Here is a 24,266-nt window from a genome sequence, read left to right on the forward strand (position 1 = left end):
CATATCCTCAAAGGAACCCCCACGAGGAGGGGTTCAAACAATAAGCTCTACTGGCTTAGTTCACTAGCACACTGTTGAGTTCTCAAGCAACACACTGAATTGCTTCAAGCGATATTCATCAAGCTTTTGGCCGAGCATGCCTCATCCTACGGTGTTAGTCGTAGGGAGTCGGCGGCCGCTCGAGGGCCGACGCTGAACGTTACCTGGTCCGGTTCGCGGTGTCAACCCGCTCGGCCCTGGCGCCTGACCTCGGGGCTTTCGGCCCCGGTGGCCCGGTGTTCCTGGCGACGAAGAGAAGATTACATGGCCCGGAACCGTCCGAAAACAGGGGGGTCACTTAACGACATCGACGCAGGTCAGAACCTTGAAACGCTAGCTTCCGATGGTCGGGAGGTAGCGCGGTCGTTCGCGGGCGGGGACGGACCGTTCGAAGTCGGCGGCGAACGCGAGCATCCGGGCGTCCGACCAGCGGCCAGCCATGAACGAGATGCCGATCGGGAGCGGGCCGGCGAAACCCGCAGGCACGGTGACGTCCGGGTAGCCGGCGACCGCGGCCGGGGTCGAAGACGGGATCACGTCGTTGTCACCCTTCGCGCAGTCGGTCTTCCACGCGGGCGGATTCGTCGGCGACGCGATGGCGTCGAGGTGGTACTTCGCCAGGGTCTCGTCGATCGAGCGGCGGGCCAGGTCGCTGAGTTCGGCGCGCATGGCGCGGTACTTCGGGTCGTCGGGGCCGGGTGCGGCAAGTGCCTGTTCGAACAGTTCCTGCCCGGCGAAACACGTCTGTTCCAGCGGATCGGACCGGTTGTAGGCGATGAGCGCCGCCAGGTCGCGCGGCACACCGGTGCGCGTCGCGAGGTAGCGGTCGATGTCGCGGTGGAACTCGGTCAGCAACGCTGGGAACTCCAGCTGGCCGATGCGGTCCTGGTACGGCGGGACCACCTCGACGACCTCGGCTCCGGCGCGGACGAGTGCGTCCCTCGTCCGGGTGACGACGGCGTCGGTGTCGGGACCGAGCACGGGCAGGCGCCAGATACCGATGCGCGAGCCCCGCAAGGCGCCCGGCTTGAGCAGGCGCGCGTAGTCCGTCGGCTGGTCAGGCGGGTACGCGCCGGTCGCGGGGTCGGCGGGGTCGCGGCCCTGGAGTACCGAGAGCGTCAACGCGACGTCGACGACATTGCGGCCGATCGGGCCCGCGGTGTCCTGTTCGGCGGAGATCGGAACGACACCCGTTCGGCTGACAAGACCGAGGCTCGGTTTGTGACCCACCGTGCCGGTCATCCCCGCTGGGCACACGATCGAACCGTCGGTTTCACTGCCGATGGCGACCTGGGCGAGCGAAGCCGCGACACCGGCGGCGGAGCCGGCCGACGAACCGCAAGGGTTCCGGTCGAGGACGTACGGGTTGCTGGTCTGGCCGCCGACCCCCGACCAGCCGGAAGTCGGCTTCGCGGCGCGGAAGTTGGCCCATTCCGAGAGATTCGCCTTGCCGAGGATCACCGCTCCAGCGGCGCGCAGCCGGGTGATCAGCGTGGCGTCCTTGGCCGGGCGGCTGCGCAGCGCGCGGGATCCGGCGGTCGTCTGCTGGTCGCGGGTGTCGACGTTGTCCTTGACCAGCACCGGGATGCCGTCGAGCGGCCCACGGAGATGACCGGCGCGGCGCCGGGCATCGCTCTCGGCCGCCTGGCCGAGCGCTCCGGGGTTGACCGCGAGGACCGCGTTGACCTTGTGGTCGACCGTTCGAATCCGGTCGAGATAAGCCGAGGTCAGCCGGGTGGCGGTGAGCCGCCCGGCGGCCATGCGGGCTTGCAGCGACGGGATGGTCGCGGAATCGAGATCGAAGCCGCCGGCCGAGGCCGTCGCGGGTGCGACGGCGGCCAGACTGACTGCGACGAGCAGAGCGGACAGGACACGGGACCTCATCCGCCGCCGCATCACAACACCGGGAGGAGCGTCCGGAGTTCGTACGGGGTGACCGCGCTGCGGTAGTTGTCCCATTCGGAACGCTTGTTCCGCAGGAAGAAGTCGTAGACGTGTTCGCCGAGAGCGTCCGGCAGCAGTTCGGACTTTTCCATTTCCGCGAGCGCCTCCCCCAGGTTCTGTGGCAACTGCGCGTAACCGGCGGCACGGCGCTCGGCGTCGGAGAGCTGCCAGATGTCGTCCTCTGCGGGCGGCGGAAGCTCGTAGCCCTTCTCGATGCCCTTGAGGCCCGCGGCCAGGATAACGGAGTACGCAAGATACGGGTTGCAAGCGGAATCGAGGGTGCGGATCTCGACGCGCCGCGAGGACGCCTTGCCGGGCGAATACATCGGCACCCGGACGAGCGCCGAGCGATTGGCGCGGCCCCACGAAACCGTCGTCGGCGCCTCGCTTCCGCTGATCAGGCGTTTGTAGGAGTTCACCCACTGGTTGGTGACCGCGGAGATTTCCTTGGCGTGGTGCAGCAACCCGGCGACGAACGCCTTGCCGGTGGCCGACAGCTCGTACGGGTCCTCGGCGTCGTAGAAGGCGTTCCGGTCGCCCTCGAAGAGGCTGACGTGGGTGTGCATGCCCGAGCCGGGCTGATCGGTGAACGGCTTCGGCATGAACGTCGCCCGGACGCCCTGGGTCAGCGCGACCTCCTTGACGACGTAACGGAACGTCATCACGTTGTCGGCCATCGTCAGCGCGTCGGCGTACCGGAGGTCGATCTCCTGCTGGCCGGGCGCACCCTCGTGGTGGCTGAACTCGACGGAGATGCCCATCGCCTCGAGCGTTTCGATGGCGTGGCGGCGGAAATGCGTCGCGGTGGCGTGGCTCGCCTGGTCGAAATAGCCGCCGTTGTCGGCGGGCTCGGGTTCGCTGCCGTCCTCGGGGAGATTGGCGAGCAGGAAGAATTCGATCTCCGGGTGGACGTAGCAGGTGAACCCCGCCTCGCCCGCTTTCGACAGCTGGCGGCGCAGCACGTGCCGTGGGTCGGCCCAGGACGGCGAACCGTCCGGCATCGCGATGTCGCAGAACATCCGCGCGGAGTACGGACCGCCGTCCGGCGTTTCCCAGGGCAGGACCTGGAAAGTGGCAGGGTCGGGCTTGGCGATCATGTCGGACTCGTACACCCGCGCGAAGCCCTCGATCGCCGAGCCGTCGAAACCGATGCCCTCGGTGAAGGCGCCCTCCAGCTCGGCGGGCGCGACCGCCACGGACTTGAGGAACCCCAGCACATCGGTGAACCACAGCCGGACGAAACGGATGTCGCGCTCTTCCAAGGTACGGAGCACGAACTCCTGCTGGCGATCCATGGCCGCACCCTAACCACAGCGTGTTAACGGGATGTTTCGCGACGCGCCGAGTGGGTCGGATGTGGGTGATATCCCCCGCTCAGGTGGCGAAGGCGACTTCACGGCGTCCCGATCGGGTGACCGCCAACGACGCGGCCGAAGCGATCACGGCGAGGCCCGCGGCGACGTACCAGGCGATCGCGTAGTCCCCGAAGTGATCGCGGACGGCGCCCGCGGCGGAAGCGGCGAAGGCGGCGCCGAGCTGGTGACTCGCGAAGACCCAGCCGAAGACGATCGGGCCCGCGTCGCCGAACTTCCGGACGCAGAGCGCGACGGTCGGCGGCACGGTGGCGACCCAGTCGAGGCCGTAGAACAGGATGAACGCCCACATACTCGGCTGGACCGAGTCGGTGAACAGCTGAGGCAGCAAGGCGAGCGACACTCCGCGCAGCGCGTAGTAGACGCCGAGGAGCACGCGTGGGTCGACACGGTCGGTGAGCCAGCCGGACGCGATGGTGCCGACGACGTCGAAGACGCCGACCAGCGCGAGTAGCCCGGCGGCGGTCGTCTGGGGCATGCCGTGATCGTGAGCGGCGGGCACGAAGTGGGTGCTGACGAGTCCGTTCGTGGTGGCCCCGCAGATCGCGAAGCCGATGGCGAGCAGCCAGAACGTCCGGGTGCGCGCGGCCTTGCCCAGCACTCCGAGCGCGCGTCGCGCGGTGCCGGTCCTGGCGGCGGGACGGGCGACCTCGGTCTCGGGCGGGGCGCCGTAGGCCGTGGTCCCGATGTCGGCGGGGTGATCGCGGATCACGATCAGCACGACCGGAACGACGGCGAGCGAGGCGATCGCGATGACGAGCGAGGCGGTGCGCCAGCCGTCGCTGATCGCGAGGTTCGAGATGAGCGGCAGGAAGATGAGCTGGCCGGTGGCACCCGCCGCGGTGAGCACTCCGGTGACGGCGCCCCTGCTGCGGACGAACCAGCGCGCGGCGACGGTCGCGGCGAAGCTCATCGCCATCGAGCCGGTGCCGACGCCGACGAGCACGCCCCAGCACAGGATGAGCTGCCAGCTCGCGGTCATGAACACGGTGCCGCCCGCGCCGAGTGCGACGACGAACAACGCGGTCGCGACGACGCGCCGGATGCCGAAGCGTTCCATGAGCGCGGCGGCGAACGGGGAGAACAGGCCGTAGAGCACGAGGTTCACCGAGACGGCGGCGCCGATGGTGGCGCGGGACCAGCCGAACTCCTCGTGCAGGGGATCGATGAGGACGCCGGGGGCGGCGCGGAAACCAGCCGCGGCGAGCAGGGCTACGAACGCGGCGCCGGCGATGAACCAGGCGCGGTGCAGGCGGGGTGCGGGACGAGTCTCGCGGGTCTCGACGGTCACCGACGAAGTTTCGCGGGTTGTCTGCACGGTCGACAGTGGCCGGAAGGACATCACTCGCAAGGATCGGGCCAACAGTGTGGCGGTGGGCACTGCGGGGCGCTCAGTAGGCTCCGACGCCATGCGTTGTCTTCGCGTCCTGCTGGTGCTCGTGCTCGGACTCGCCGGTGGGTGCGCGGCGTCGCCGAGTGCTCCATTGCCCGCCGGGGCCGAACTGCTCACCGCTGCCGCTTCGTCGTTCGCCACGGTGCGGAGTACGCACTTTTCGCTTGGGGTGAACGGTGTGCTGCCGGGTCTGCCGCTGCGTCAGATCGAGGGCGACGCGACGCTCGACGACGGTGGCCGGGCCACTGGCACCGCCGACGTACAGGACGACGTGCGGCGGGTGAAGTTCTCGTTCGACCTGCGGGGCGCGGAAGTCACCCGTACGGACCCGTCGGGGACGGCGCGGGAGCCGGTTCCGCCGGAGTTCGCGGTTTCGGCGTTGCTCGGGCCTCAGGGTGGGTTGCGCCGGTTGCTCGACGGGGTCGGCGCGGCCAGGACCGAGGGGCGCGAGCGGGTCGAGGACGTCGAGGCGTTCCGGGTCGGCGGTGTGGTGCCGGTGGCGGTGGCGTCGCGGGTGCTGCCGCAGATTCACGCGGACGTGACCGTGAAGGTGTGGGTGTCCGAGCGCGAGCCGCGGCAGTTCGTGCGGCTGTGGGTGCAGGTGCCGCCACCGGGGGAGCATCAGAGCCCTGTGATGTTCGAGTTGGGGTTGACCAGGCAGAACGCGGTCGTGGTCCGGTGAAGCGGGAGCGAGGGACCTTTGCTATCGCTCGTTGGCAAGCCAAAGGTTAGCTTGCCAACGGACGTTAGCAAAGGTCCCTCGCTCCTCTCTGGCGGTAGTAAAGGTCCCTCGCTCCTCTTCCGCCGCGGTCAGGACGCCGAGCAGCGCTTGCCCTCCGCGGGGAGCGTGCCGTCGACGAGGTAGTCGGTGCCCGCCTTGTCGACACAACCGACGCCTTGCAGGAACACGGTGTGCTGGGTGCCTTCGAACGTGAGCAAAGCTCCCTTGAGCGCCTTCGCCAGGTTCACCCCGGCCTGGTACGGCGTCGCCGGGTCGTTGGTCGTCGAGATGACCAGCAGCTTCGGCAGGCCCTCGACGTTCGGGAGATGCGGCTGGGAGGTGTTCGGCACCGGCCAGAACGCGCAGGCGTCGCGGGCCGAGCTGGCCGGACGGCCGTCGTCGAGGAAGGGCGCCACCTGGACGTACTTCTGCTGCGCCTGCTCGATCGTCTTCGGGTCGGTGACCCGCGGGTCGTCGACGCAGCGGATCGCGGTGAACGCGTCCTGCGTCGTCCCGTAGCGGCCGTCGGTGCCGCGTTCGTTGTAGAGGTCGGCGAGCTTTTCGAGGGTGGCGCCGCGCTGCCGCTTCAGCTCGTTGAGTCCCGAGTTCAGGGAGTCCCACAGGCTCTGCTGGTAGAGCGCCTGGATCGTGGCGGTCGTGGCGTCCTCGTAGGAGAGCTTCCGGCCGTCGCCGACCGGGACCGGGAACTCGATCAGCGGGCGCACCAGGTCCTGGTAGCCCTTCACCGCCCCGCCGGCGTCGGGCCCGAGCGCGCAGTCCTGCTGACCGGCACACCATCGGGCGAATTCCCCGAACGCCTTGCCGAATCCGGCGCCCTGCGCCACCAGCGACGCGGTCGCGTCCTGCTGAGGGTCGACGGCGCCGTCGAGGATCATCGCGCGCACGTTGCGCGGGAACTCCTCGGCGTAGGTCGTGCCGATCCGGGTGCCGTAGGAAAAGCCCAGGTACGTCAGTTTCTCGTCGCCGAGTACGGAGCGAAGGATGTCCATATCCTTCGCGACGTCTCGGCTGCCGACGTTGGCGAGCATGTCGTCGCCGTGCTGCGTCCGTTGCGCGCACTTCGTGGCGAAGTCCTTTTTCTGCTGCTCCTGCTTCGCGACTCCAGCGGGCGAACCGTCGGTCTCGATGTCGTCCGCACGGTCGGCGTCGCGCTCGGCGTCGGTGAAGCAGCGGATCTGCGGTTCACTGGCACCGATCCCCCGCGGATCGAAGCCGACCAGGTCGAAACGCTTTCCGAGCGCGGTGTTCGCGGTCTGCCCGGCGAGGCTGGCCGCAGCGGTCATCCCCGAGGCGCCGGGCCCGCCCGGGTTGACCACCAGCGAGCCGATCCGCGAGCCCTGGTCGGTCGCCTTACGGCGGAGCAGGCCGAGCGTGATCGTCGATCCGTCCGGTTTGCCGTAGTCCAGCGGCACGGTCAGCCTGGCGCACTGGACATCTTTCGTACGAAACGCGGATTTCGCTTCGGCGGAGGTCGCGTAGGGTGCGCAGTCGGCCCAGGTCACACTCTGTCCGTAGAACCGCTCCAGGCCGGCGGGCACCGGCCCGACCGGTGCGTGCGATTCGGTCGACGGCGCGGGCGGCGCGGACTTTTCGCCCGTCGAGCACGCGGCCAGCGTGACGGCGAGCAGGCCGGACGCCGCGAGCGCGGCGATTCGGCGGGTACGGGACCTGGCGCTGATGTGGGGAGGCACGGTTGGATCGTGCCATCCGGGCAGACGCGGAACTCGGACGCACCTGTCCCGCGTTGGTCGGGACGGGGTGTGCTCGGACACAGATAGACGGGAGACCAGGGGTGGCAGCACTGATCAGCCGGGTGGGCAAGCGGCTCCGCCGGATCATCCAGCGGCCGGGCAGCGTCGAGCTGACCCGGTACGAGGCACTGCTGCCCGCCGTCGAAAAGCTCGAACCCGAACTGGAGCAGCTTTCCGACGAGGAGCTGACCGAGCGCGCCGGCAAGGCGCGCGAGGCCACGGACTTCGGCGACGACCAGCTGGTCGAGGTGTGCGCGCTGGGCCGCGAGGCGGCGCGGCGCGCACTGGGCGAGCGGGCCTTCGACGTCCAGGTGCTGGGCACCATGGGCCTGCTGACCGGGCACGTCGTGCAGATGGAGACCGGTGAGGGTAAGACGCTCGCCGGTGCGCTGGCCGCCGCGGGTTACGCGCTGCGTGGCAAGCGCGTGCACGTCGTCACGGTGAACGACTACCTGGCGCGACGCGACGCGGAATGGATGGGCCCGGTGTACGCGCTGCTCGGCGTGTCCGTCGGCTGGGTCGAGCCCGCGCACTCGCGGGACGACCGCAAGGAGGCCTACGCAAAAGAGGTCACCTACGGCGCTGTCGCCGAAATCGGCTTCGACGTGCTGCGTGACCGGCTGGTCACCCGCGAGGACGACCTCGTCCAGCCCGATCCCGAGATCGCGATCGTCGACGAGGCCGACTCGGTGCTGGTCGACGAGGCACGGGTGCCGCTGGTCATGGCCGGGTCGATCGACCACACCGACGCCGACGAAGAGGTCGCGAACGTCGTCCGGCGGCTGCGGCTGGGCCTGCACTACGAGACCGACTCCGACGGCCGGAACGCGTGGCTGACCAGCGCGGGAGCGTCCGTGGTGGAGAAGTCGCTCGGCGGTATCGACCTCTACGGCGACTCCGGTTCGGAGCGGCTCGCCGCGGTGAACGTGGCACTGCACGCGCACGCGCTGCTCACCCGCGACGTCGACTACCTGGTCCGCGACGGCAAGGTGCAGCTGATCAACGCCGCCCGCGGCCGGGTCGCGGAGCTGCAGCGCTGGCCGGACGGCCTCCAGGCCGCCGTCGAGGCGAAGGAGCAGGTCACCGCCACCGACCGGGGCGAGATCCTCGACTCGATCACCGTGCAGGCGCTGCTGGCGCGCTACCCCGAGGTCGCGGGCATGACCGGTACCGCGGTCGCGGTGGCCGAGCAGCTGCGCGAGTTCTACAAGCTCGAGGTCGCGGTCATCCCGCCGAACACGCCGAACGTGCGCGAGGACCTGCCGGACCGGATCTTCGCGTCGCCGTCGCAGAAGCTGCGGGCGATCGAGGACGAGATCCGGAAGGTGCACGAGACCGGGCGGCCGATCCTGGTCGGCACCCAGGACGTCGCCGAGTCCGAGGAACTCGCGGAGAAACTGGCGAAGGTCGATCTCGAATGCGTCGTGCTGAACGCGCGCAACGACGCCGAGGAAGCCGCGATCATCGCCGAAGCGGGCAAGCGCGGCGCGGTCACGGTGTCGACGCAGATGGCCGGACGCGGCACCGACATCCGGCTGGGCGGCACCGAGGGCACGGACCGCGAGGAGGTCGTCGAGCTGGGCGGGCTGCACGTGATCGGCACCGCGCGCTACCCGTCGAGCCGTCTCGACGGCCAGCTGCGCGGGCGGTCCGGGCGGCAGGGTGACCCCGGCAGCGCGATCTTCTTCGCCAGCCTCAACGACGAACTCGTGCTCTCGAACGCGCCGGATATCCCCGAGGGCATCGGCTCGGATCCCGACACCGGCGAGATCACCGACCCGGCCGCGCTGCGGCAGCTCAACCACGCCCAGCGCGTGGCCGAGGGCGTCGACCTGGAGATCCACCGCAACACCTGGCGCTACACGCGGCTGATCGAGCGGCAGCGCGGCGACCTGCTGGCGCACCGCGACAAGGTGCTGCGGACGGCGCTGGCGGCCGAGGAGCTGGAGAAGGCGCAGCCGGAGAAGTTCGGCGAGCTGAAGGAGAAGCTCGACGACGAGGCCCGGCTGGAGCAGATCTGCCGCGAGGTGTTGCTGTACCACCTCGACCAGTTGTGGTCGGACCACCTCGCGTACCTGACCGACGTGCGCGAGAGTATCCACCTGCGGGCGCTGGCGCGGGAGACTCCGCTCGACGAGTTCCACCGCGCGGCGATCCCGGAGTTCCACAAGATCATCCCGGAGGCGGTGACGCGGGCGGCGAAGACGCTGGAGGAAGCCGAGATCACCGACGACGGGATCGACCTGGCCGACGCCGGCGTGCGGCGGGCGAACACGACGTGGACCTACCTGGTGCACGACAACCCGTTCGACTCCGACTTCGAGCAGACGATCAAAAAGGTGCGCAGCATGATCCGGCGCAAGTAGCCCCGGCCTCGGCCCGGAGGTGAGCAAGGGACCTTTGCTCTCGTTTGCTGAGCAACGCTAAGCGAGCGTGAGCAAAGGTCCCTTGCTTCTCTTTCCCCGCTCTGGACAGGCGGGTGTCCTGCTCTTTCGAGCACATTCGCTCGTCCGGGCGGGGGACCGTGGGTCAGAATGTGCGCATGCCGCAACTGCGCATCGCACTGGCCCAGGTCAATCCCACCGTCGGCGACCTCGACGGCAACTCCGCGCTGACCGTCGCGTGGACCCGCAAGGCCGCCGAGGCCGGGGCCCACGTGGTCGTGTTCCCCGAGATGTCCCTGACCGGCTATCCGGTGGAGGACCTCTCGCTGCGGAAGACGTTCGCCGAGGCCTCCCGCAAGAGCCTCGAGATCCTCGCGCGGCGGCTCGACGAAGCAGGCTGCGGCGACGTGCTCACCTACGTCGGCTACCTCGACCTCGACGAGGAGGGGCCGCGGGACGCGGCCGCGGCGCTGTATCGCGGCGAGGTGGTGGCCCGGCAGTTCAAGCACCACCTGCCCAACTACGGCGTTTTCGACGAGCACCGCTGGTACAAGCCGGGGACGACTCTCGATGTCGTGCGCCTGCACGGGCTCGACATCGGCATGGTCATCTGCGAGGACATCTGGCAGGAAGGCGGCCCGATCTCGGCGCTGGGCAAGGCAGGGGTCGATCTCGTCGTCGCGCCGAACGCGTCGCCGTACGAGCGGGCCAAGGACGATGTCCGGCTGCCGCTGATCGCCCGCCGTGCCGCCGAGGCCGGTGCCCCGCTGGTGTACACCAACCAGATCGGCGGCCAGGACGATCTGGTCTTCGACGGGGACTCGCTGGTCGTCGCTGCCGACGGCACCGTGCTCGCGCGGGCGCCGCAGTTCGTCGAGCACCTGCTCGTGACCGATCTGGACCTCGCCGCGGGCGGGCACGTCACGGACGGCGCCCTCGAGGGGCTGCACGTCCACCGGCGGGTGCTGAGCGAGGAACCGCTCCCCGCCTACGAGCCGTCGACCGAGTCGGTCGTGAGCGAACCGCTCTCCAACGAAGCCGAGGTGTGGTCGGCGCTGGTCGTCGGTCTGCGCGACTACGTCCACAAGAACGGGTTCTCGTCGGTCATCTTCGGGTTCTCCGGCGGGATCGACTCCGCCGTGGTCGCCGCGCTGGCCGCGGACGCTCTCGGTGGCGACAACGTTTACGGCGTCTCGATGCCGTCGAAGTACTCTTCGGGCCACTCCAAGGGCGACGCCGCCGACCTTGCCCGCCGGATCGGCGCGCATTTCCGGGTCGAGCCGATCGAAGACATGGTCCGGGTCTACGTCGACCAGCTGAAGCTCACCGGGCTCGCGGAGGAGAACGTCCAGGCGCGGGCGCGGGGCATGCTGCTCATGGCACTGTCCAATCTGGAGGGACACCTGGTGCTGGCGACGGGCAACAAGACCGAGCTGGCGGTGGGCTACTCGACGATCTACGGCGACGCGGTGGGCGCGTTCGCGCCGATCAAGGACGTGTTCAAGACCCACGTGTGGCATCTGGCTCGCTGGCGCAACGCCGAAGCGGAAAAACGCGGCGAGACACCGCCGATCCCGGAGAACTCGATCAGCAAGCCGCCGTCGGCCGAGTTGCGCCCCGACCAGCTCGACACCGATTCGCTGCCGGACTACGCGCTGCTCGACGACATTCTCGACGACTACGTCGAGGGTGACCGCGGGTACGCCGACCTGATCGAGGCCGGGTTCGAGCCGGAGACCATCGACCGCGTGGTGCGCATGGTCGACAAGGCCGAGTACAAGCGCCGCCAGTACCCGCCGGGCACGAAGATCACCTTCAAGGCGTTCGGGCGGGACCGGCGGCTGCCGATCACCAACGCCTGGCGCGAGGGCAAGGCGTAGCCCCGGGGGCGAGCGGGAGCAAGGGACCTTTGCTCTCGCTTCGTTAGCGTTGCTCAGCAAGCGTGAGCAAAGGTCCCTTGCTCCTCCTCAGCTGAGGGCGACCTGGGAGCCGTCGGTCCGGCGGAGGACGGCTACCAGGCCCGGCTTCTTGTCGTGGCGGACCAGCAGCTCCAGGTGGAGCGCGCGGGTCACGACGTCGACGGCCGCCGGGTCGGGGTGGACGCCGGTCACCAGCAGGAGCGGGATCTTCGGCAGACCGCGTGTTGTCGGATGGGGTGTGCTCCCCCAGTCGATGAGGAACGGCGCGAGCCCGTCGAGGCCGCCTGGCGAGGTGAGCCGCCAGGACAGGAGTTCGCCCTGCGCGTCCCGTGACATGTCGAAGATGTCGCCGGGGTCGTAGCCGGCGGCCCGGAGGTCGGCGACGGCCGCGTCGATGTCGGTGGTCCGGACGGCCCAGGTGACCAGCGCGGGCTCGGTGAGGTCGTCGATGCCGAACGGGCGTGGCCCGTCCGGCTCGGGCTGCGCGGGGTCGGGGCCGATGACCTCCAGGTAGGAGCCCGAGCCGAGGTCGGCGAGGTAGTTCGCGGTACCGCGGCCGACGTGGCTGCCGCCCGGGACGGGCTCGACACCGGTCAGTTCGGTGACGTGGGCGACGGCGGCCGCGAGGTCCGGTCCGGCGAAGACGAGATGATCCAGCACGAGGGTCATCGTGCCCCCACCGCGGCAGCGGCGTCGACGAGGCCATGCCCGTAGAAGGTGTTCCCGGCCGGCGAACGCTTGCAGACTGCGTCGGGCTTGCCGTCTCCGTTCGGGTCGTACGGGTCGGGGCACGCCAGCGGCTTGGCGGTCGCGTACAGGGCTCGTTTGACGTGTTCGGCGTTCCAGCGCGGATGTTCGCTCGCGATCAGCGCGGCCACGCCGGTCGCGTGCGGGGACGCCATCGAGGTGCCGCTCGCCGAGCGGTACAGGCCGCCGGGCCAGGTCGACCAGACCCGCACACCCGGCGCCGCGACAGTGATCCGCGACGCCGAGTAGTTGGAGAACGACGCCTTGAGAAGTTTCTCGTCGAGCGCGCCGGTGCCGACCACGCCGGGAAGTTCGTGAGGCAGGCGGATGCAGCTCGGGTCGATCGGACGCCGCGCCGGGGTGCTGTCCGCCGGGCTTTCCGTGTCGACCGACCGGGTGTCGAGGTCGATGCCCGCGTTGCCACCGGATGCCACGACCAGCACGTTGCGACGCTGCGCGTAGGCCACCGCCCGGCCGACGGCGAGTTTGATCGCCGCCTGGTCGATCTGGTTGTCGCAGTTGTAGCGCCACGGGATCGAGCGGTAGCTGTTGTTCGTGACGGCGAATCCGTGCTCCGCCGCCCACACGAAGCCGCACACCATGCTCTCAGCCGTTTCGGTGTCGTCCAGTTCGGCCAGTTTCACCGACGCGAGCCGCACACCGGGGGCGATGCCGACGACGCCGGTGCCGTTGCGCGCCGCCGCGATAGTGCCCGCCACGTGCGTGCCGTGCCCGTCCAGCGTTGGCCGCCACGCGCCCGGGCTGCGGTCGGCCCAGCCGGAGAGGCAGGACACCGAGTTCCGCGCGTCGAACGCGCCCGCGAGTTCGGGATGGGTGTCGTCCACACCGGTGTCCAGCACACCCGCGACAACCCGCCGGCTGCCGTCGGACACCTGGTGCGCGGCGTCGAGCCCGAGCGCCGGGACGTCCCACGCCGTGCCTTCGGCGGGTACCTGACCGGAGTTCGGCGAACCGGGCCCGGTGTAGCGGACGTCCTTCCGGGCGGCGAAGAACTCCACGGGGAGTTTGGCCGTCCGGGTCGCCCCGACCGCTTCGATTCCTCGCGTGCCACGGACTTTCGCCGCGAAGTCGTCCTTCGCCGTGTACGCCACCACGACGCCGACCTGCGGGTACGACGACACGACCGTGCCGCCCGCTCGCCGTACGGCGAGTTCGGCCCACCAGGTGTGCAGCCGGTCCGCGCGGGTGATCACGACGTGCGGCATCACCAAAGTGCCGGGCGGTACCGCGGACTCCTCCGGCGCCGCCGTCAACGCCGAGGGCACGTCCCCGTTCTCAGCGCCCGTGGCAGCCGCCGCCGGGACGGCGAGTCCCGTACCCAGCACAGCAGCCATCACCACGCCACCCAGCGCTCTGAGCGCACGCCTGTTCCTGCCCGCCACCGACCGACCTCCTCAATCCGGCAAAACCCCCGAACTGAACCTAGCGATCGGCCGCGCGTACGGCATCCCTCTTCGGGCGGTTCTTGTCGGACCCCTCTCGTAGGCTGGGCGGATGACGGCCAAGGAATCCCCGCCGCAGGGCTTCGCCGTGTTCGACACCGCAATCGGCCCCTGCGGCCTCGCCTGGCACGCGGACGTCGTGCTCGGCGTCCAGTTGCCCGAGGGCAGTACCGAACGCACGCGATCCCACCTGGTCACACGTTTCCCCGACGCCGTCGAATCGGCGCCACCGGAGGCGATGAGATCGGCCATCGCCGGCATCGTCGCCCTGATGAACGGCGAGCCGAAACAGCTCGGCGACGTCGAACTCGACTGGACCGGTTTGCCAGATTTCCATTGCCGCGTCTACGAAATCACGCGCGCCATCCCGCCGGGTAAGACGCTGACCTACGGTGACATCGCGAACCGGCTCGGCATGCCCGGCTCGGCACAAGCCGTCGGGCAGGCCCTGGGGCGCAACCCGTTCCCGATCATCGTCCCGTGTCACCGGGTCCTCGCCGCAGGAGGCAAGGACGGCGGATTCTCGGCGCGGGGCGGGGTCACGACCAAGCGCCGCATGCTCGTGATCGAGGGCGCGCTGGCGGACGAGCCGACCTTGTTCTGATTCACCACCTCCCGTGCGGTGTCGCGTGTGGACGGATCACACCGACTGCGCTTCGGGCTTCCACGGTTTCATCCACGGCGACTCCGGCCAGCCTTCGGCCGCGGCCATCAGCGGGAACGCCGTCGCGCCGTCGATGTGCTCGCGCACGATGTCGGCATGACCGGCGTGACGCGCGGTCTCTTCGATCAGGTGCAGCAGGACCCAGCGCACCGACCACGCGTCGACGTCCTTCGGGAACCAGGGGACATTCTTCGGGATGGGCACCGGCTGGCCGAGATCGGCGATTCCGGCGATGACCTCTTCGGTGCGCCGGGCTACTTCGTCGTACCGGGCGAGCACGCCTTCGAGAGTTTCGCTTTCGAGGAGACGGAATCCGTCGACGTAGTCCTGTTTGGTGGGTTCCTTCTGCGGCAACTGAAGCACGATGTCGATCCAGCCGTCCTCAGTGTCCGCGACGTGTTTGACGAGCCCGCCGACGCTGAGCGAACTGCGGCTCGGCACGGCTCTGGCCTGCTCGTCGGTGAGGCCGTATGCGGCTATCCGCAACACATGCCGCTGCTGCTCCAGGTACTTCAGCAGACCTTCACGCTCGTCGGCGACCGGGGGAACACTTCCCGCCATGGTGGACCTCTCTTCCGGGTTCGGGGGTCATGGTCGATTGCGAGCATCGTCTCACCCGGCACCGACAATTTCGGCGTCCGCGCGAACCACGCGAACGGAGGGCAGGCTGAGCACCACCGCGGCGATCAGGAGCAACAGGGCACTCGTCGCCCACAACGCCCCGCGGATCCCCGCGACGGCGGCGAGCGGTCCGGCGAGCGCCGCGCCCACCGGCGTCAGCCCGAAGCCCGCGAGAGACTGATACGCCGACACCCGGGAGAGCCGGTCCGGCCGGACTTCCCGCTGCAGCATGGTCATCAGGTGCACCCCGAAGACCTCGACCCCCACCCCGGCGGCGACCGCGGCCGCGCACACCACGGTGAGCGGCGCGGCCGCCGCCATCGCCACCAGCGGGGACACGGTGAGCACGCCGCCGATGACCGCCGCGACGAGCGGCCGCGACGAGGTGAACCGCATCAACAGCAGTCCACCCAGGACCATGCCCGCGGCGTCGCAGGCCGAGATCGCTCCCCACGCGGCCGCTCCCCCCAGCGTCTCCGCGGTGTCGACCGGGCCGAGGACCAGTTCGTAGGCACCGACGGCGAGGGTGTTGACGGCCGCGAACTGGATGATCACCGGGCCGAGCCAGCGGTGGGAGCGCAATTCGGTCCAGCCCTCGCGCAGTTCCCGGCCGAGATGTCCGCGCACGGTGAAAGTGCCCTCGACCCGCACCAGCAGCCGGAGGAGGATCGCGACGACGAAGGTCAGCGCATCGATCGCGAGCACCCAGCCGGCGCCCGTGGCCGCGACGAGTACACCACCGAGCGCGGCGCCACCGATCTGGGCGAGGGTGAGCCCGAGCCGGAACGTGGCGAACGCACGCGGCCCGTGTTCCTTGGCCACGCCACGCATCAGCAGTCCTTGCGACGCGGGCATGGCGAAAGCCGTCGCGAGGCCGTTGGCGGCGGCAGCCGCGACGATGTGCCCGAGGCGGGCCTGCCCGGTGAGCACCAGCACGGCGAGTACGCCCTGGCTCAGCGCCGACAGGGTGTTGGCACCGACGAGAACGAGGTTGCGCGGCCATCTGTCCGCGATGACACCGCCGACCAGGAAGAACACCAGTGCCGGCACGAGACCGGCCGCGGCGACCAGGCCGATGTCGGCCGGCGTGCCACCGATGCCACGAACGGCGAAGACCACCGCCACCTGCGAGGCGGCTGTCCCCAGCGACGAAGTCGTCGCGCTGGTGATGTGCAGGACGAAGGTCCGGTTCGTCCACAGAGTCACGAGATCCCCCATGTAGTTTCAAAGTATTTAGTATCAATTGCGCCTATATACTTTGCGGGTAAGCTACGGGCATGTCAACCGAGAAGGCCCCGACCGGCGCGGAACTGGCGGACGCGCTGCGGCGCATCACCCACGTCATGCGCCGCTACGCGGGTGCGCCCTATGCGCGCAAGGGCTGGCCGACCGCGCAGGTCCAGCTGCTGCTGGTGGTCGACATGCTCGGCGATCGCCCGCGAATGGGCGAGGTTCGCGAACGGCTCGGCGTGACCGGGCGGGCGATCACCTCAGCGGTGGACGCACTCGAACGTGACGGATTGCTGCGCCGCGAACCGGATCCGACCGATCGACGGGCGAGTCTGCTGGCGATCACGGAGTCCGGGCGCGAACGGCTGAAGGAGATCGAACGGATCCAGGGCGCGCACGCCAACGAGACCTTCTCCGTGCTCGACGCCGCGGAACGGCGGACGCTGCTCGAACTGCTCAGCCGACTCGAGACGCATATCGCGGCGCAGGGGTGACGCGGAAGACGTACATCGCGCCCAGCACCATCTGCGCGGCGCGGACCACCAGCTGCGCGCGGGTTGCCACGCCGGCGAAATGTCCGGGACCGAGCGACCCGGTCACGAGCACGGCCAGCCACGTGAGCACGATCAGGGCCAGGCCGATGATGGCGCTTTCCCGCCAGCCGCGCGGCCACCAGAGGACGAGGCTGCACGAACCGACGACGAAGGTGACGTTCGTGAGCAGACTGACGGCGGTATTGCCGGGATAGGCGGCATCGGCGAAGACGAGAGCACCGAAGACGCTGACCGACCCCGCGGTGAGGCGGCCCGTCCAGTGCACCGGGGCCAGCCGGACCAGCGGCGGGCCGACGAGCAGGAAAGCACTCCCCGAGACGATCTGCGCGACACGGAACACCGGATGCCTGGTGAGCAATTCACCGACGGGGTCGTGGAGCGGCGAAACCCCGGTGGCGAACAGGAACTCGAGGGGCCACGCGGAATAGGCCACGACACCGAGTCCAACCAGGACAAGGGCGATCAGCCGCGCAGCACGCACCAGCACACCCTAAGCGACCCAGGCACGTGTGACACGGATTAACGGGTCCGCGACGACTTTGTGGCGCGTTCGCGCGGGGTGACGCGGCGGCTCAGCGGAGCGAGGGACCTTTGCTATCGCCGGACGGGAGCGAGGGACCTTTGCTAACGTCCGTGAGCAAGCCAACGATTAGCGCGCTAACGAACGTTAGTAAAGGTCCCCTGCTCCTCCTCCAGGCCTGCGGGCATCAGGCCTGCGGGCGTACGAAGGGGAAGAGGACGGTCTGCCGGATCGAGGCGCCGGTGAGCATCATCAGCAGCCGGTCGATGCCGATGCCGAGACCACCGGTGGGCGGCATGCCATGTTCCAGGGCGAGCAGGAAGTCCTCGTCGAGCTCCATGGCCTCGACGTCGCCGCTCGCGGCGCGCAGGGACTGCGCTTCCAGGCGGCGCCGCTGTTCGATCGGGTCGGTCAGTTCGGTGTAGGCGGTGCCGACCTCGGAGCCGAACGCGATGAGATCCCAGCGCTCGGCCAGCCGCGAGTCGACGCGGTGCTGGCGGGTCAGCGGAGAGACGTCGGTCGGGTAGTCGGTGTAGAAGGTCGGCAGCACTGTCGCGCCTTCGACGAGGTGTTCGTGTGCCTTGAGCACGAGGTCGCCGTGTCCGGCGTCCTCGCCGACCGGGACTCCCGCGCGGACGCACAGCCGCCGCAGCGTCTCCACCGGCGTCCCCGCGTCGATCTCCTCACCGAGCGCGGCGGAAACCGCCTGGTGCACCGGGATCACCGGCCAGTCGCCGGAGATGTCGTAGTCGGTGAGCTTCCCGTCCGCGTCCGGCCGGCGGACCACCTGCGCGCCGTAGGCCGCCTCCGCCGCCTGCTGCACCAGCTCACGCGTCAGCTTCCGCATGGTGCCGTAGTCCGCATACGCCTGGTACGCCTCGAGCATCGTGAATTCGGGGTTGTGCGTCGCGTCGACGCCCTCGTTGCGGAAGTTGCGGTTGAGCTCGAAGACTCGTTCCACCCCGGCCACGCACAGGCGCTTGAGGTACAACTCCGGCGCGATCCGCAGGTACATCCGCATGTCGTAGGCGTTGATGTGGGTGACGAACGGGCGCGCGTTCGCGCCGCCGTGCACGGTCTGCAGCATCGGTGTCTCGACTTCGAGGTAGTCACGGTGGTGCAGGCGTTCCCGCACCGCGCGGACCACTGTGGACCGCAGCCGGAGCATCGTCGCCGAGTCCGGGTTCACCGCGAGGTCGAGGTAGCGCTGCCGCACCCGCGTCTCCGGGTCGGTGAGGCCCTTTCGCTTGTCCGGCAAGGGATGCAGGCATTTCGCGGTGACCGTCCACTCGTCGATGAGCACGGACAGCTCGCCACGCCGGGACGTGATCACCTGGCCGCTCACGCCCACGTGGTCACCGAGGTCGATCCCGGTCCGCCAGCCGGTGAGGTCGAGCACCGACGCGTCGAGCATCAGCTGGATTTCGCCGGAGAAGTCCTTGATACGCGCGAAACACAGTCCGCCGAGGGTACGCAGCGCCAGCACGCGGCCCGCCACGCGCACGTGATGCCCGGTGTGGGTGTCCGGGGCGAGCCCGCCGAACTTCTTCACGACGTCGCCGAGCAGGTCGTCCCGCTCGAACCCGACGGGGTACGGATCGATGCCCGCCGCGCGGAGCTTGTCCAGCTTCGCGACCCGCACCCGGACCTGCTCGGGCCGCCGGGTCTCCCGGACCTTCGGCCGCGCCGCGCTTTCGTCGATCCGCTTGACCTGCGCGACGAAGTCGTCGCTGACGGTCTCCAGCCGCAACGACCGCGTCCCGCGTGTGGGCACGAACCCTTCGAGCGCACCGGCGACGATGCCGACCCTGGGCAGCCTGCGTGCCGAGGAATAGCAGAGGAACCGCGGCACCCAGTCGGGCCCGTACTTGGCGTTGGACCGGTACAGCGACTCCAGCTGGAAGAACCTCGACGCGACGCCGAGAACGCCCCGCCATGCCCGGAGAACCGGGCCCGCGCCGATCCGTTCACCCTCGGAGAACACCGCGCGGAACATCGCGAAGTTGAGCGAAATCTGTTGCACGCCAAGGTGTTGTCCCGCCGCGACGACCTCGGCGATCAGGTACTCGTTGAGGCCGTTCTCGGCGTCCCGGTCGCGTCGCATCAGATCGAGGGAAAGCCCGCGCCTCCCCCACGGCACGAACGAAAGCAAGCCCCGCAGCTCTCCTCGCGCGTCGTATGCCTCGACCATGACGCTGCGGCCGTCGCTCGGATCGCCGAGCCTGCCCAGTGCCATGGAAAACCCGCGTTCGGTCTCGGCGCCACGCCATTGCTGGGCGTGGGCGAGCAACGAGGCCATCTCTTCGGCCGGGATCTCGCCATGGCGACGGACCTGCGTGGTGTAGCCGGCGCGCTCGATGCGCTTCACCGCTTGCCGGACCGAGCGGCGCTCGGGACCGGCGAGGCTGAACTCGCGGATGTCGAGCACCGCTTCGTCACCGATTTCCAGTGCCTTCAAACCGGCGTCGGTGTAGACCTTCGCGCCCTGTTCGCTCGCGCCGAGCACACCGGGCGTCCAGCCGTAGGTACGGGTTTCGTCGAGCCACACGCGGACGGCGTCGTGCCAGGACTCGGGATCGCCGATCGGGTCGGCGCTGGCCACGCTGGTACCGCCGAGGACGCGGTAGGTGACCGCGGCGCGGCCGTTCGAGGAGAAGACGACGCTCTTGTCGCGGCGGGTGGCGAAATACCCGAGAGAATCGCCTTCGCCGTGCTCGGCGAGCAGCCCGCGCAGCTGGAGTTCCTCGTCATCAGTACGCAGCCGCCTGCTGCGGACACCGCGGAACAACGTGTACAGCGCGCCGGTGACGACCGCCGTCGCACCGAGGTCGAGCAGCACGTCCAGCCAGCCCGGCCCCTCGCCGACCCCGAACCGCTTGAGCTGGATGTTCTCGCCGGTCGCGTGGTTCACGACCCAGGCGAAGCGCTCCCACGTGTCGGCGAGATGACCGGGGAACGCCTCGCTCAGCGCCCACCCCAGCACGATGACGGCGGCGAACCCGCCCAGCAGCACGGACAATCCGTCCCGCCACGCGCTCGGGGCGAGCCGGGCGGGGAAGGCGGGACGCAGCCGGAGCAGGAAGACGAGCAGCCCGATCGAGACCAGGTCGGCGATGGTCAGCGCCCACAGATGCCCGGGGATGTGACGGATCTGCCTGGGGCCCAGCGTCAGCGTCTCCGGCCACCACAGCAGCGTCGCCTGCAGCGCCATGGTCATCAGCAGCCCGCCGACCTGGAACAGCGCCAGGGTGTAGAGCGCGGCGCGTTTGCGGCGGCGCAGGGCCGCGCCGAGGACGACGAGCAGCAGGACGATGACCAGGCTGGCGTTGGTGGGCACGCTGAGCGCGGAGAACAGCATGTCGATGCCGTTCATCACGCGGCCGCGCGGGCCGTTGGTGAGCAGGAGTATCACGGAGAAGACGGCGGCGAGCTGGACGACGGTGGCGATGATGCCGCCGGCTTTGGCCTTCCAGGCGGGCAGGCGGGTGCGCGCGCTCGCAGGGTTTCCCATCGTCGCCTTTCGTGACCGGACGTCCGTAATGGCCGTCTCGACTGCTTTGTTCAACGTCAGTGAACCGCGCCGGGTTGTCTCCGGGCATCATCCCGAAGTCGGACGGTGCGTGGTCCCGGGGCGGTAGCTCGGTCGTGGGAGCGCCGCCACGGGGGTGTGAAGCTGGTCGCACGGCCTTGGGGGTGCCCTCGGCGCGTGTCACGCTTTGATCGTTCAGACTCCACGACCCGGGGACCTCGCACGAGGCCTCGAGGGAAGGACGGTCGACAACGATGTCTACCCCCAGCACCGGATCCGGCGGCTCCAGCGGCGAGGTAGCCGCCCCGTACGGTACCGGCTCGGCATCGGCGCAATCCGCGCCCGTGCGCAAGATCCGCGTCCATCACCTGCGTGAGCTCAAGGAACGGGGCGAACCCTGGCCGATGCTCACCGCATACGACATGTACACCGCCGCGTTGTTCGACGAAGCCGGGATTCCCGTGCTGCTCGTCGGCGATTCCGCGGCCAACAACGTCTTCGGCTACGACACCTCGTTGCCGGTCACTGTGGACGAACTTCTTCCGCTTGTCCGGGCAGTGACCCGTTCGGTGAAGCGGGCGCTGGTCGTCGCGGATCTCCCGTTCGGCTCCTATCAGCTCTCCCCCGAGCAGGCGCTGGCCACTTCCGTGCGATTCATGAAGGAAGGCAGGGCGCACGCGGTCAAGCTCGAAGGCGGGCGCCGGTTCGCGCCGCACGTCGAGGCACTGACCTCGGCGGGCGTGCCGGTGATGGGACATATCGGGTTCACCCCGCAGAGTGAACACAACCTCGGCGGCTACCGGGTGCAAGGGCGCGGCGAAGCGGCGGACGTGCTGCTCGCCGACGCGCTGGCACTGCAGGAGGCCGGGGCGTTCGCGGTGGTGATGGAGATGGTGCCCGCGGAGGCCGCGAAGCGCGTGACGCACGAACTCAAGATCCCGACCGTCGGCATCGGCGCCGGCTCGGACTGCGACGCCCAGGTGCTCGTCTGGCAGGACATGGCCGGACTTCGGCGCGGGAAGGCACCCCGGTTCGTGAAGCGGTACGCCGACCTGGCCGGTGCGCTCTCGGGCGCGGCGGCGGCGTTCGCCGACGAGGTGCGACGGGGCGAGTTCCCCGCGCCGGAGCACGAGTTCCACTGAGAGAGGTCGGTCCGTGCGGGCCTCCTTGAGGGACTCCGGGTCCCTTAAGGAGGCCCCCACGGAGCGTCCTGACCTGCGAAAAGAGAGCAAGGGACCTTTGCTAACGTCCTTGAGCACACCAACGATTAGTGCACTAAGCGACGTGAGTAAAGGTCCCTCGCTCCTCTCCGGCGATAGCAAAGGTCCCTTGCTCCTCCGGTAACGCTCCCCCAGCGACGGCGGGGGTGTCATCGACGGCGGAACCTCTCCGCGAGCGCCGGGTCGTTCTCCCACCACAGGCCGCTCGACGGCGCCTCGCCCGTGGCGGCCTCCTCGTCCAGTCGTGCGTCGACCTCGCGGGCGCGGCGCTCGTCGTCGCGCGCCCAGCGGACGATCAGGGCGCCGACGAACGGGAGGCCCGCCAGGTCGCCACCGATCCACAGCACGCCGGCGCCGATGATCTGGTCGGTCCTCGGCTCCGGGCCCCAGGTCCGGTGCAGCGCGTCGTAGTGTGCGGGCGCGAGCAGCGGGCCCAGCCAGAGGACGAGGCCGAGCGCGCCGTCGAGGATGACCTCGGCCAGCGAGATCCACACCGACACCAGATGCGAGTCGTCGCGCGGGGTCGGGTCGAGCTGGATCCGCGTCCAGAAGTAGCCGAAACCCGCGAGCACCAGCAGCAGCCGGACCAGGGCGTCCACAATGGACGAGTCCAGCGTCAGCTCGTACAGCGGGGTCAGGTAGATCAGCAGGGGCGGCGCCGCCAGCATCGCGGTGACCACGAGCGGGAACGTCAGCGCTCGCGCGAAACGGCCGCGGCCGAAGCGACTTAGCCCGGCCACGATCGGAGCGGGCGCGGCGCGCAGCAGCAGGGTGATCGGCGCGCCCAGCGCGAGCAGCAGCGGCGTCACCATCAGCAGCACGATGTTCTGCACCGCGCGCACCCAGAACAACGTCGTGTCGTACACCGCCAGGAACGAGCAGGTGACGAACACGATCGTGGCCAGCCCGGCGAGGAACGCCGCGGTGCGCCCCGGCGGCCAGGCCGACTGACGCCGGACGGCGCGCAGGTACAGCACCGCGAGGACGAGCACGACGAGAACGGCCGGGACGTCCAGGGTCCAGGCCGTCATCATCCGGCCACCGGTGAGCGGCTCGAGCACGGAATTCGCTGCGATATCGATACCCCAGTGTCGGCTACTATTCATCTGCTGGACACACCGGGTTCAGATCGAGAAAAAGATCAAGCTGCCGATTCCGGCAACCACACAGTAAATGGCGAACGGTGTCAAAGTACGCGTTTCAAAGTATTTCACCAGAAAACGGACAGCGATGTACGACGCGATTCCGGCGACGACACTGCCGACGAGCGCGGGCCCGAGCGATGCCTGGTTCTCCGGCCGGAACAGCGAGGGCATCTTCAGCACCCCGGCGGCGAGGATCACCGGCGTCGCGAGCAGGAAGGCGAACCGCGCGGCGTCCTCGTGGTTCAGCCCGCGCCGCAGTCCGGCGACCATGGTGATGCCGGAGCGGCTGATCCCGGGGAACAACGCCAGGATCTGGGCCGAGCCGATGAGCATCGCCTCACCGATACGCAGCTTCGACAGGCGGGCGTCGGAGGCCTGCTCGACCGAGACGGCCCGCATCACCATGGTGTCCTCGGCGGAGAAGTCGACCGTCTCCTCGGACCGCGAAACCGCAGACACCTCGGCCTTCCGGGGCCGGGAGAAGCGCTCCGCCGCGTAGAGCACGCCGCCGTTGAGCGTGAGGAAGATGGCGGCCGGGACGGGCTTGCCGAGGAAGTCGCGCAGCAGTCCCTCGAACAGCAACCCCGCGACCCCGACCGGAATCGTGGCCAGCACGAGCAACCAGGCGAGCCGCTGGTCGGCCGTGCGGATCTCGCGGTGCCGGACCGATGTCCACAGCCCGGCGATGATCCGCACCCAGTCGCGCCGGAAGAAGATCACGAGCGCGAGCGCGGTCGCCACGTGCATCGCGACGAGCACGGCGAGGTACGGCGAATCCTTGCCGATGCTCAGATCCTGGCCCCATTGCCCGCCGACCAGCGCGGGCAGCAGGATGCTGTGCCCGAGACTGGACACCGGAAACAATTCCGACACCCCTTGCAAAGCGCCGACGACAATCGACTCGACATAGGTAACCGCGGACATTCCGGGCCTCTCCGATATGCATCAGGACAATTCCCCGAAAAGAAAGTACCGAGCACCGTGTTAACCCACGGCAAGACCCCCACCCCGCCATGACTCGTCCCATT

At 69.3% G+C, this 24,266-nt stretch carries 18 protein-coding genes; 6 read left to right on the top strand and 12 right to left on the bottom strand.

Annotated elements, in window-relative coordinates:
* Nucleotides 1–372 precede the first annotated feature (372 nt).
* The 3 genes from ACFW0G_RS36615 to ACFW0G_RS36625 form a co-directional block, all read right to left on the bottom strand.
* The gene (locus ACFW0G_RS36615) at nt 373–1,923 is read right to left on the bottom strand and encodes an amidase (RefSeq protein WP_378330082.1); all 1,551 of its coding nucleotides are present in this window, start codon (nt 1,921–1,923) and stop codon (nt 373–375) included.
* A gap of 11 nt (nt 1,924–1,934) precedes the next feature.
* Entirely contained in the window at nt 1,935–3,278 is a 1,344-nt protein-coding gene (gene glnA / locus ACFW0G_RS36620; protein ID WP_378330083.1) for a type I glutamate--ammonia ligase, read from the bottom strand.
* Between the two features lie 79 nt (nt 3,279–3,357).
* The gene (locus ACFW0G_RS36625; RefSeq protein WP_378330084.1) at nt 3,358–4,698 is read right to left on the bottom strand and encodes an MFS transporter; all 1,341 of its coding nucleotides are present in this window, start codon (nt 4,696–4,698) and stop codon (nt 3,358–3,360) included.
* Between the two features lie 67 nt (nt 4,699–4,765).
* Here ACFW0G_RS36625 and ACFW0G_RS36630 point away from each other — a divergent pair, with 67 nt between their 5' ends.
* Complete coding sequence (locus ACFW0G_RS36630) at nt 4,766–5,431, top strand: LppX_LprAFG lipoprotein (protein ID WP_378330085.1); 666 nt, start codon at nt 4,766–4,768, stop codon at nt 5,429–5,431.
* 128 nt (nt 5,432–5,559) lie between these two features.
* Here ACFW0G_RS36630 and ACFW0G_RS36635 read toward each other — a convergent pair whose 3' ends face one another.
* Complete coding sequence (locus ACFW0G_RS36635) at nt 5,560–7,182, bottom strand: alpha/beta hydrolase (RefSeq protein ID WP_378330086.1); 1,623 nt, start codon at nt 7,180–7,182, stop codon at nt 5,560–5,562.
* 101 nt (nt 7,183–7,283) lie between these two features.
* Between ACFW0G_RS36635 and secA2 the strand changes: the two genes are divergently transcribed.
* Both secA2 and ACFW0G_RS36645 read left to right on the top strand, forming a co-directional pair.
* Nucleotides 7,284–9,608, top strand: coding sequence for an accessory Sec system translocase SecA2 (gene secA2 / locus ACFW0G_RS36640; RefSeq protein WP_378330087.1), 2,325 nt, complete (start codon nt 7,284–7,286; stop codon nt 9,606–9,608).
* Between the two features lie 176 nt (nt 9,609–9,784).
* Nucleotides 9,785–11,506, top strand: coding sequence for an NAD+ synthase (locus ACFW0G_RS36645; protein ID WP_378330088.1), 1,722 nt, complete (start codon nt 9,785–9,787; stop codon nt 11,504–11,506).
* A gap of 87 nt (nt 11,507–11,593) precedes the next feature.
* On the opposite strand, the gene ACFW0G_RS36650 is transcribed toward ACFW0G_RS36645, so the two are convergent.
* Both ACFW0G_RS36650 and ACFW0G_RS36655 read right to left on the bottom strand, forming a co-directional pair.
* Entirely contained in the window at nt 11,594–12,214 is a 621-nt protein-coding gene (locus ACFW0G_RS36650) for a VOC family protein (RefSeq protein ID WP_378330089.1), read from the bottom strand.
* Nucleotides 12,211–13,647, bottom strand: a complete 1,437-nt coding sequence (locus ACFW0G_RS36655; RefSeq protein WP_378330090.1) for a S8 family serine peptidase — start codon at nt 13,645–13,647, stop codon at nt 12,211–12,213. The genes ACFW0G_RS36650 and ACFW0G_RS36655 overlap by 4 nt, the downstream gene beginning before the upstream one ends.
* 160 nt (nt 13,648–13,807) lie before the next feature.
* Between ACFW0G_RS36655 and ACFW0G_RS36660 the strand changes: the two genes are divergently transcribed.
* Nucleotides 13,808–14,359: a methylated-DNA--[protein]-cysteine S-methyltransferase gene (locus tag ACFW0G_RS36660; RefSeq protein WP_378330091.1), complete on the top strand. Its 552-nt coding sequence runs from the start codon at nt 13,808–13,810 to the stop codon at nt 14,357–14,359.
* Between the two features lie 36 nt (nt 14,360–14,395).
* Here ACFW0G_RS36660 and ACFW0G_RS36665 read toward each other — a convergent pair whose 3' ends face one another.
* A complete protein-coding gene (locus ACFW0G_RS36665) occupies nt 14,396–14,980 on the bottom strand; it encodes a DinB family protein (protein ID WP_378330092.1) in 585 nt (194 codons plus the stop codon).
* 51 nt (nt 14,981–15,031) lie between these two features.
* Complete coding sequence (locus ACFW0G_RS36670) at nt 15,032–16,258, bottom strand: MFS transporter (protein WP_378330093.1); 1,227 nt, start codon at nt 16,256–16,258, stop codon at nt 15,032–15,034.
* 59 nt (nt 16,259–16,317) lie between these two features.
* Between ACFW0G_RS36670 and ACFW0G_RS36675 the strand changes: the two genes are divergently transcribed.
* Nucleotides 16,318–16,764 (top strand): MarR family winged helix-turn-helix transcriptional regulator, encoded by a 447-nt coding sequence (locus ACFW0G_RS36675; RefSeq protein WP_378330094.1) that lies wholly within the window; start codon nt 16,318–16,320, stop codon nt 16,762–16,764.
* Here ACFW0G_RS36675 and ACFW0G_RS36680 read toward each other — a convergent pair.
* Both ACFW0G_RS36680 and lysX read right to left on the bottom strand, forming a co-directional pair.
* Nucleotides 16,727–17,305, bottom strand: a complete 579-nt coding sequence (locus ACFW0G_RS36680; RefSeq protein WP_378330095.1) for a hypothetical protein — start codon at nt 17,303–17,305, stop codon at nt 16,727–16,729. The two genes, ACFW0G_RS36675 and ACFW0G_RS36680, sit on opposite strands and share 38 nt — an antisense overlap.
* A 226-nt stretch (nt 17,306–17,531) precedes the next feature.
* Nucleotides 17,532–20,855, bottom strand: coding sequence for a bifunctional lysylphosphatidylglycerol synthetase/lysine--tRNA ligase LysX (gene lysX / locus ACFW0G_RS36685; RefSeq protein WP_378330096.1), 3,324 nt, complete (start codon nt 20,853–20,855; stop codon nt 17,532–17,534).
* Nucleotides 20,856–21,127: 272 nt separating this feature from the next.
* On the opposite strand from lysX, the gene panB reads away from it, so the two are divergent.
* Entirely contained in the window at nt 21,128–22,015 is an 888-nt protein-coding gene (panB, locus tag ACFW0G_RS36690) for a 3-methyl-2-oxobutanoate hydroxymethyltransferase (RefSeq protein ID WP_378330097.1), read from the top strand.
* A 227-nt stretch (nt 22,016–22,242) separates the two neighbouring features.
* Here the strand turns inward: panB and ACFW0G_RS36695 are convergent, their stop codons facing one another.
* Both ACFW0G_RS36695 and ACFW0G_RS36700 read right to left on the bottom strand, forming a co-directional pair.
* The gene (locus ACFW0G_RS36695; protein ID WP_378330125.1) at nt 22,243–23,124 is read right to left on the bottom strand and encodes a cytochrome c oxidase assembly protein; all 882 of its coding nucleotides are present in this window, start codon (nt 23,122–23,124) and stop codon (nt 22,243–22,245) included.
* Between the two features lie 93 nt (nt 23,125–23,217).
* A complete protein-coding gene (locus ACFW0G_RS36700) occupies nt 23,218–24,162 on the bottom strand; it encodes an undecaprenyl-diphosphate phosphatase (RefSeq protein WP_378330098.1) in 945 nt (314 codons plus the stop codon).
* Nucleotides 24,163–24,266: the final 104 nt, after the last annotated feature.

Origin of the sequence: Amycolatopsis sp. NPDC058986, from assembly GCF_042741125.1 — a bacterium.
Taxonomy (GTDB): Bacteria; Actinomycetota; Actinomycetes; order Mycobacteriales; family Pseudonocardiaceae; genus Amycolatopsis.

Excerpts from the sequence above, each read along its gene's own strand:
- ACFW0G_RS36645 (WP_378330088.1), top strand. The coding sequence starts at position 9,785 with ATGCCGCAACTGCGCATCGCACTGGCCCAGGTCAATCCCACCGTCGGC.
- ACFW0G_RS36655 (WP_378330090.1), bottom strand. The coding sequence starts at position 13,647 with ATGGCTGCTGTGCTGGGTACGGGACTCGCCGTCCCGGCGGCGGCTGCC.
- ACFW0G_RS36700 (WP_378330098.1), bottom strand. The coding sequence starts at position 24,162 with ATGTCCGCGGTTACCTATGTCGAGTCGATTGTCGTCGGCGCTTTGCAA.
- ACFW0G_RS36675 (WP_378330094.1), top strand. The coding sequence starts at position 16,318 with ATGTCAACCGAGAAGGCCCCGACCGGCGCGGAACTGGCGGACGCGCTG.
- ACFW0G_RS36630 (WP_378330085.1), top strand. The coding sequence starts at position 4,766 with ATGCGTTGTCTTCGCGTCCTGCTGGTGCTCGTGCTCGGACTCGCCGGT.
- ACFW0G_RS36670 (WP_378330093.1), bottom strand. The coding sequence starts at position 16,258 with ATGGGGGATCTCGTGACTCTGTGGACGAACCGGACCTTCGTCCTGCAC.
- ACFW0G_RS36650 (WP_378330089.1), bottom strand. The coding sequence starts at position 12,214 with ATGACCCTCGTGCTGGATCATCTCGTCTTCGCCGGACCGGACCTCGCG.
- panB (WP_378330097.1), top strand. The coding sequence starts at position 21,128 with ATGTCTACCCCCAGCACCGGATCCGGCGGCTCCAGCGGCGAGGTAGCC.
- ACFW0G_RS36665 (WP_378330092.1), bottom strand. The coding sequence starts at position 14,980 with ATGGCGGGAAGTGTTCCCCCGGTCGCCGACGAGCGTGAAGGTCTGCTG.
- ACFW0G_RS36660 (WP_378330091.1), top strand. The coding sequence starts at position 13,808 with ATGACGGCCAAGGAATCCCCGCCGCAGGGCTTCGCCGTGTTCGACACC.
- ACFW0G_RS36695 (WP_378330125.1), bottom strand. The coding sequence starts at position 23,124 with ATGACGGCCTGGACCCTGGACGTCCCGGCCGTTCTCGTCGTGCTCGTC.
- ACFW0G_RS36615 (WP_378330082.1), bottom strand. The coding sequence starts at position 1,923 with ATGAGGTCCCGTGTCCTGTCCGCTCTGCTCGTCGCAGTCAGTCTGGCC.
- lysX (WP_378330096.1), bottom strand. The coding sequence starts at position 20,855 with ATGGGAAACCCTGCGAGCGCGCGCACCCGCCTGCCCGCCTGGAAGGCC.
- ACFW0G_RS36625 (WP_378330084.1), bottom strand. The coding sequence starts at position 4,698 with ATGTCCTTCCGGCCACTGTCGACCGTGCAGACAACCCGCGAAACTTCG.
- glnA (WP_378330083.1), bottom strand. The coding sequence starts at position 3,278 with ATGGATCGCCAGCAGGAGTTCGTGCTCCGTACCTTGGAAGAGCGCGAC.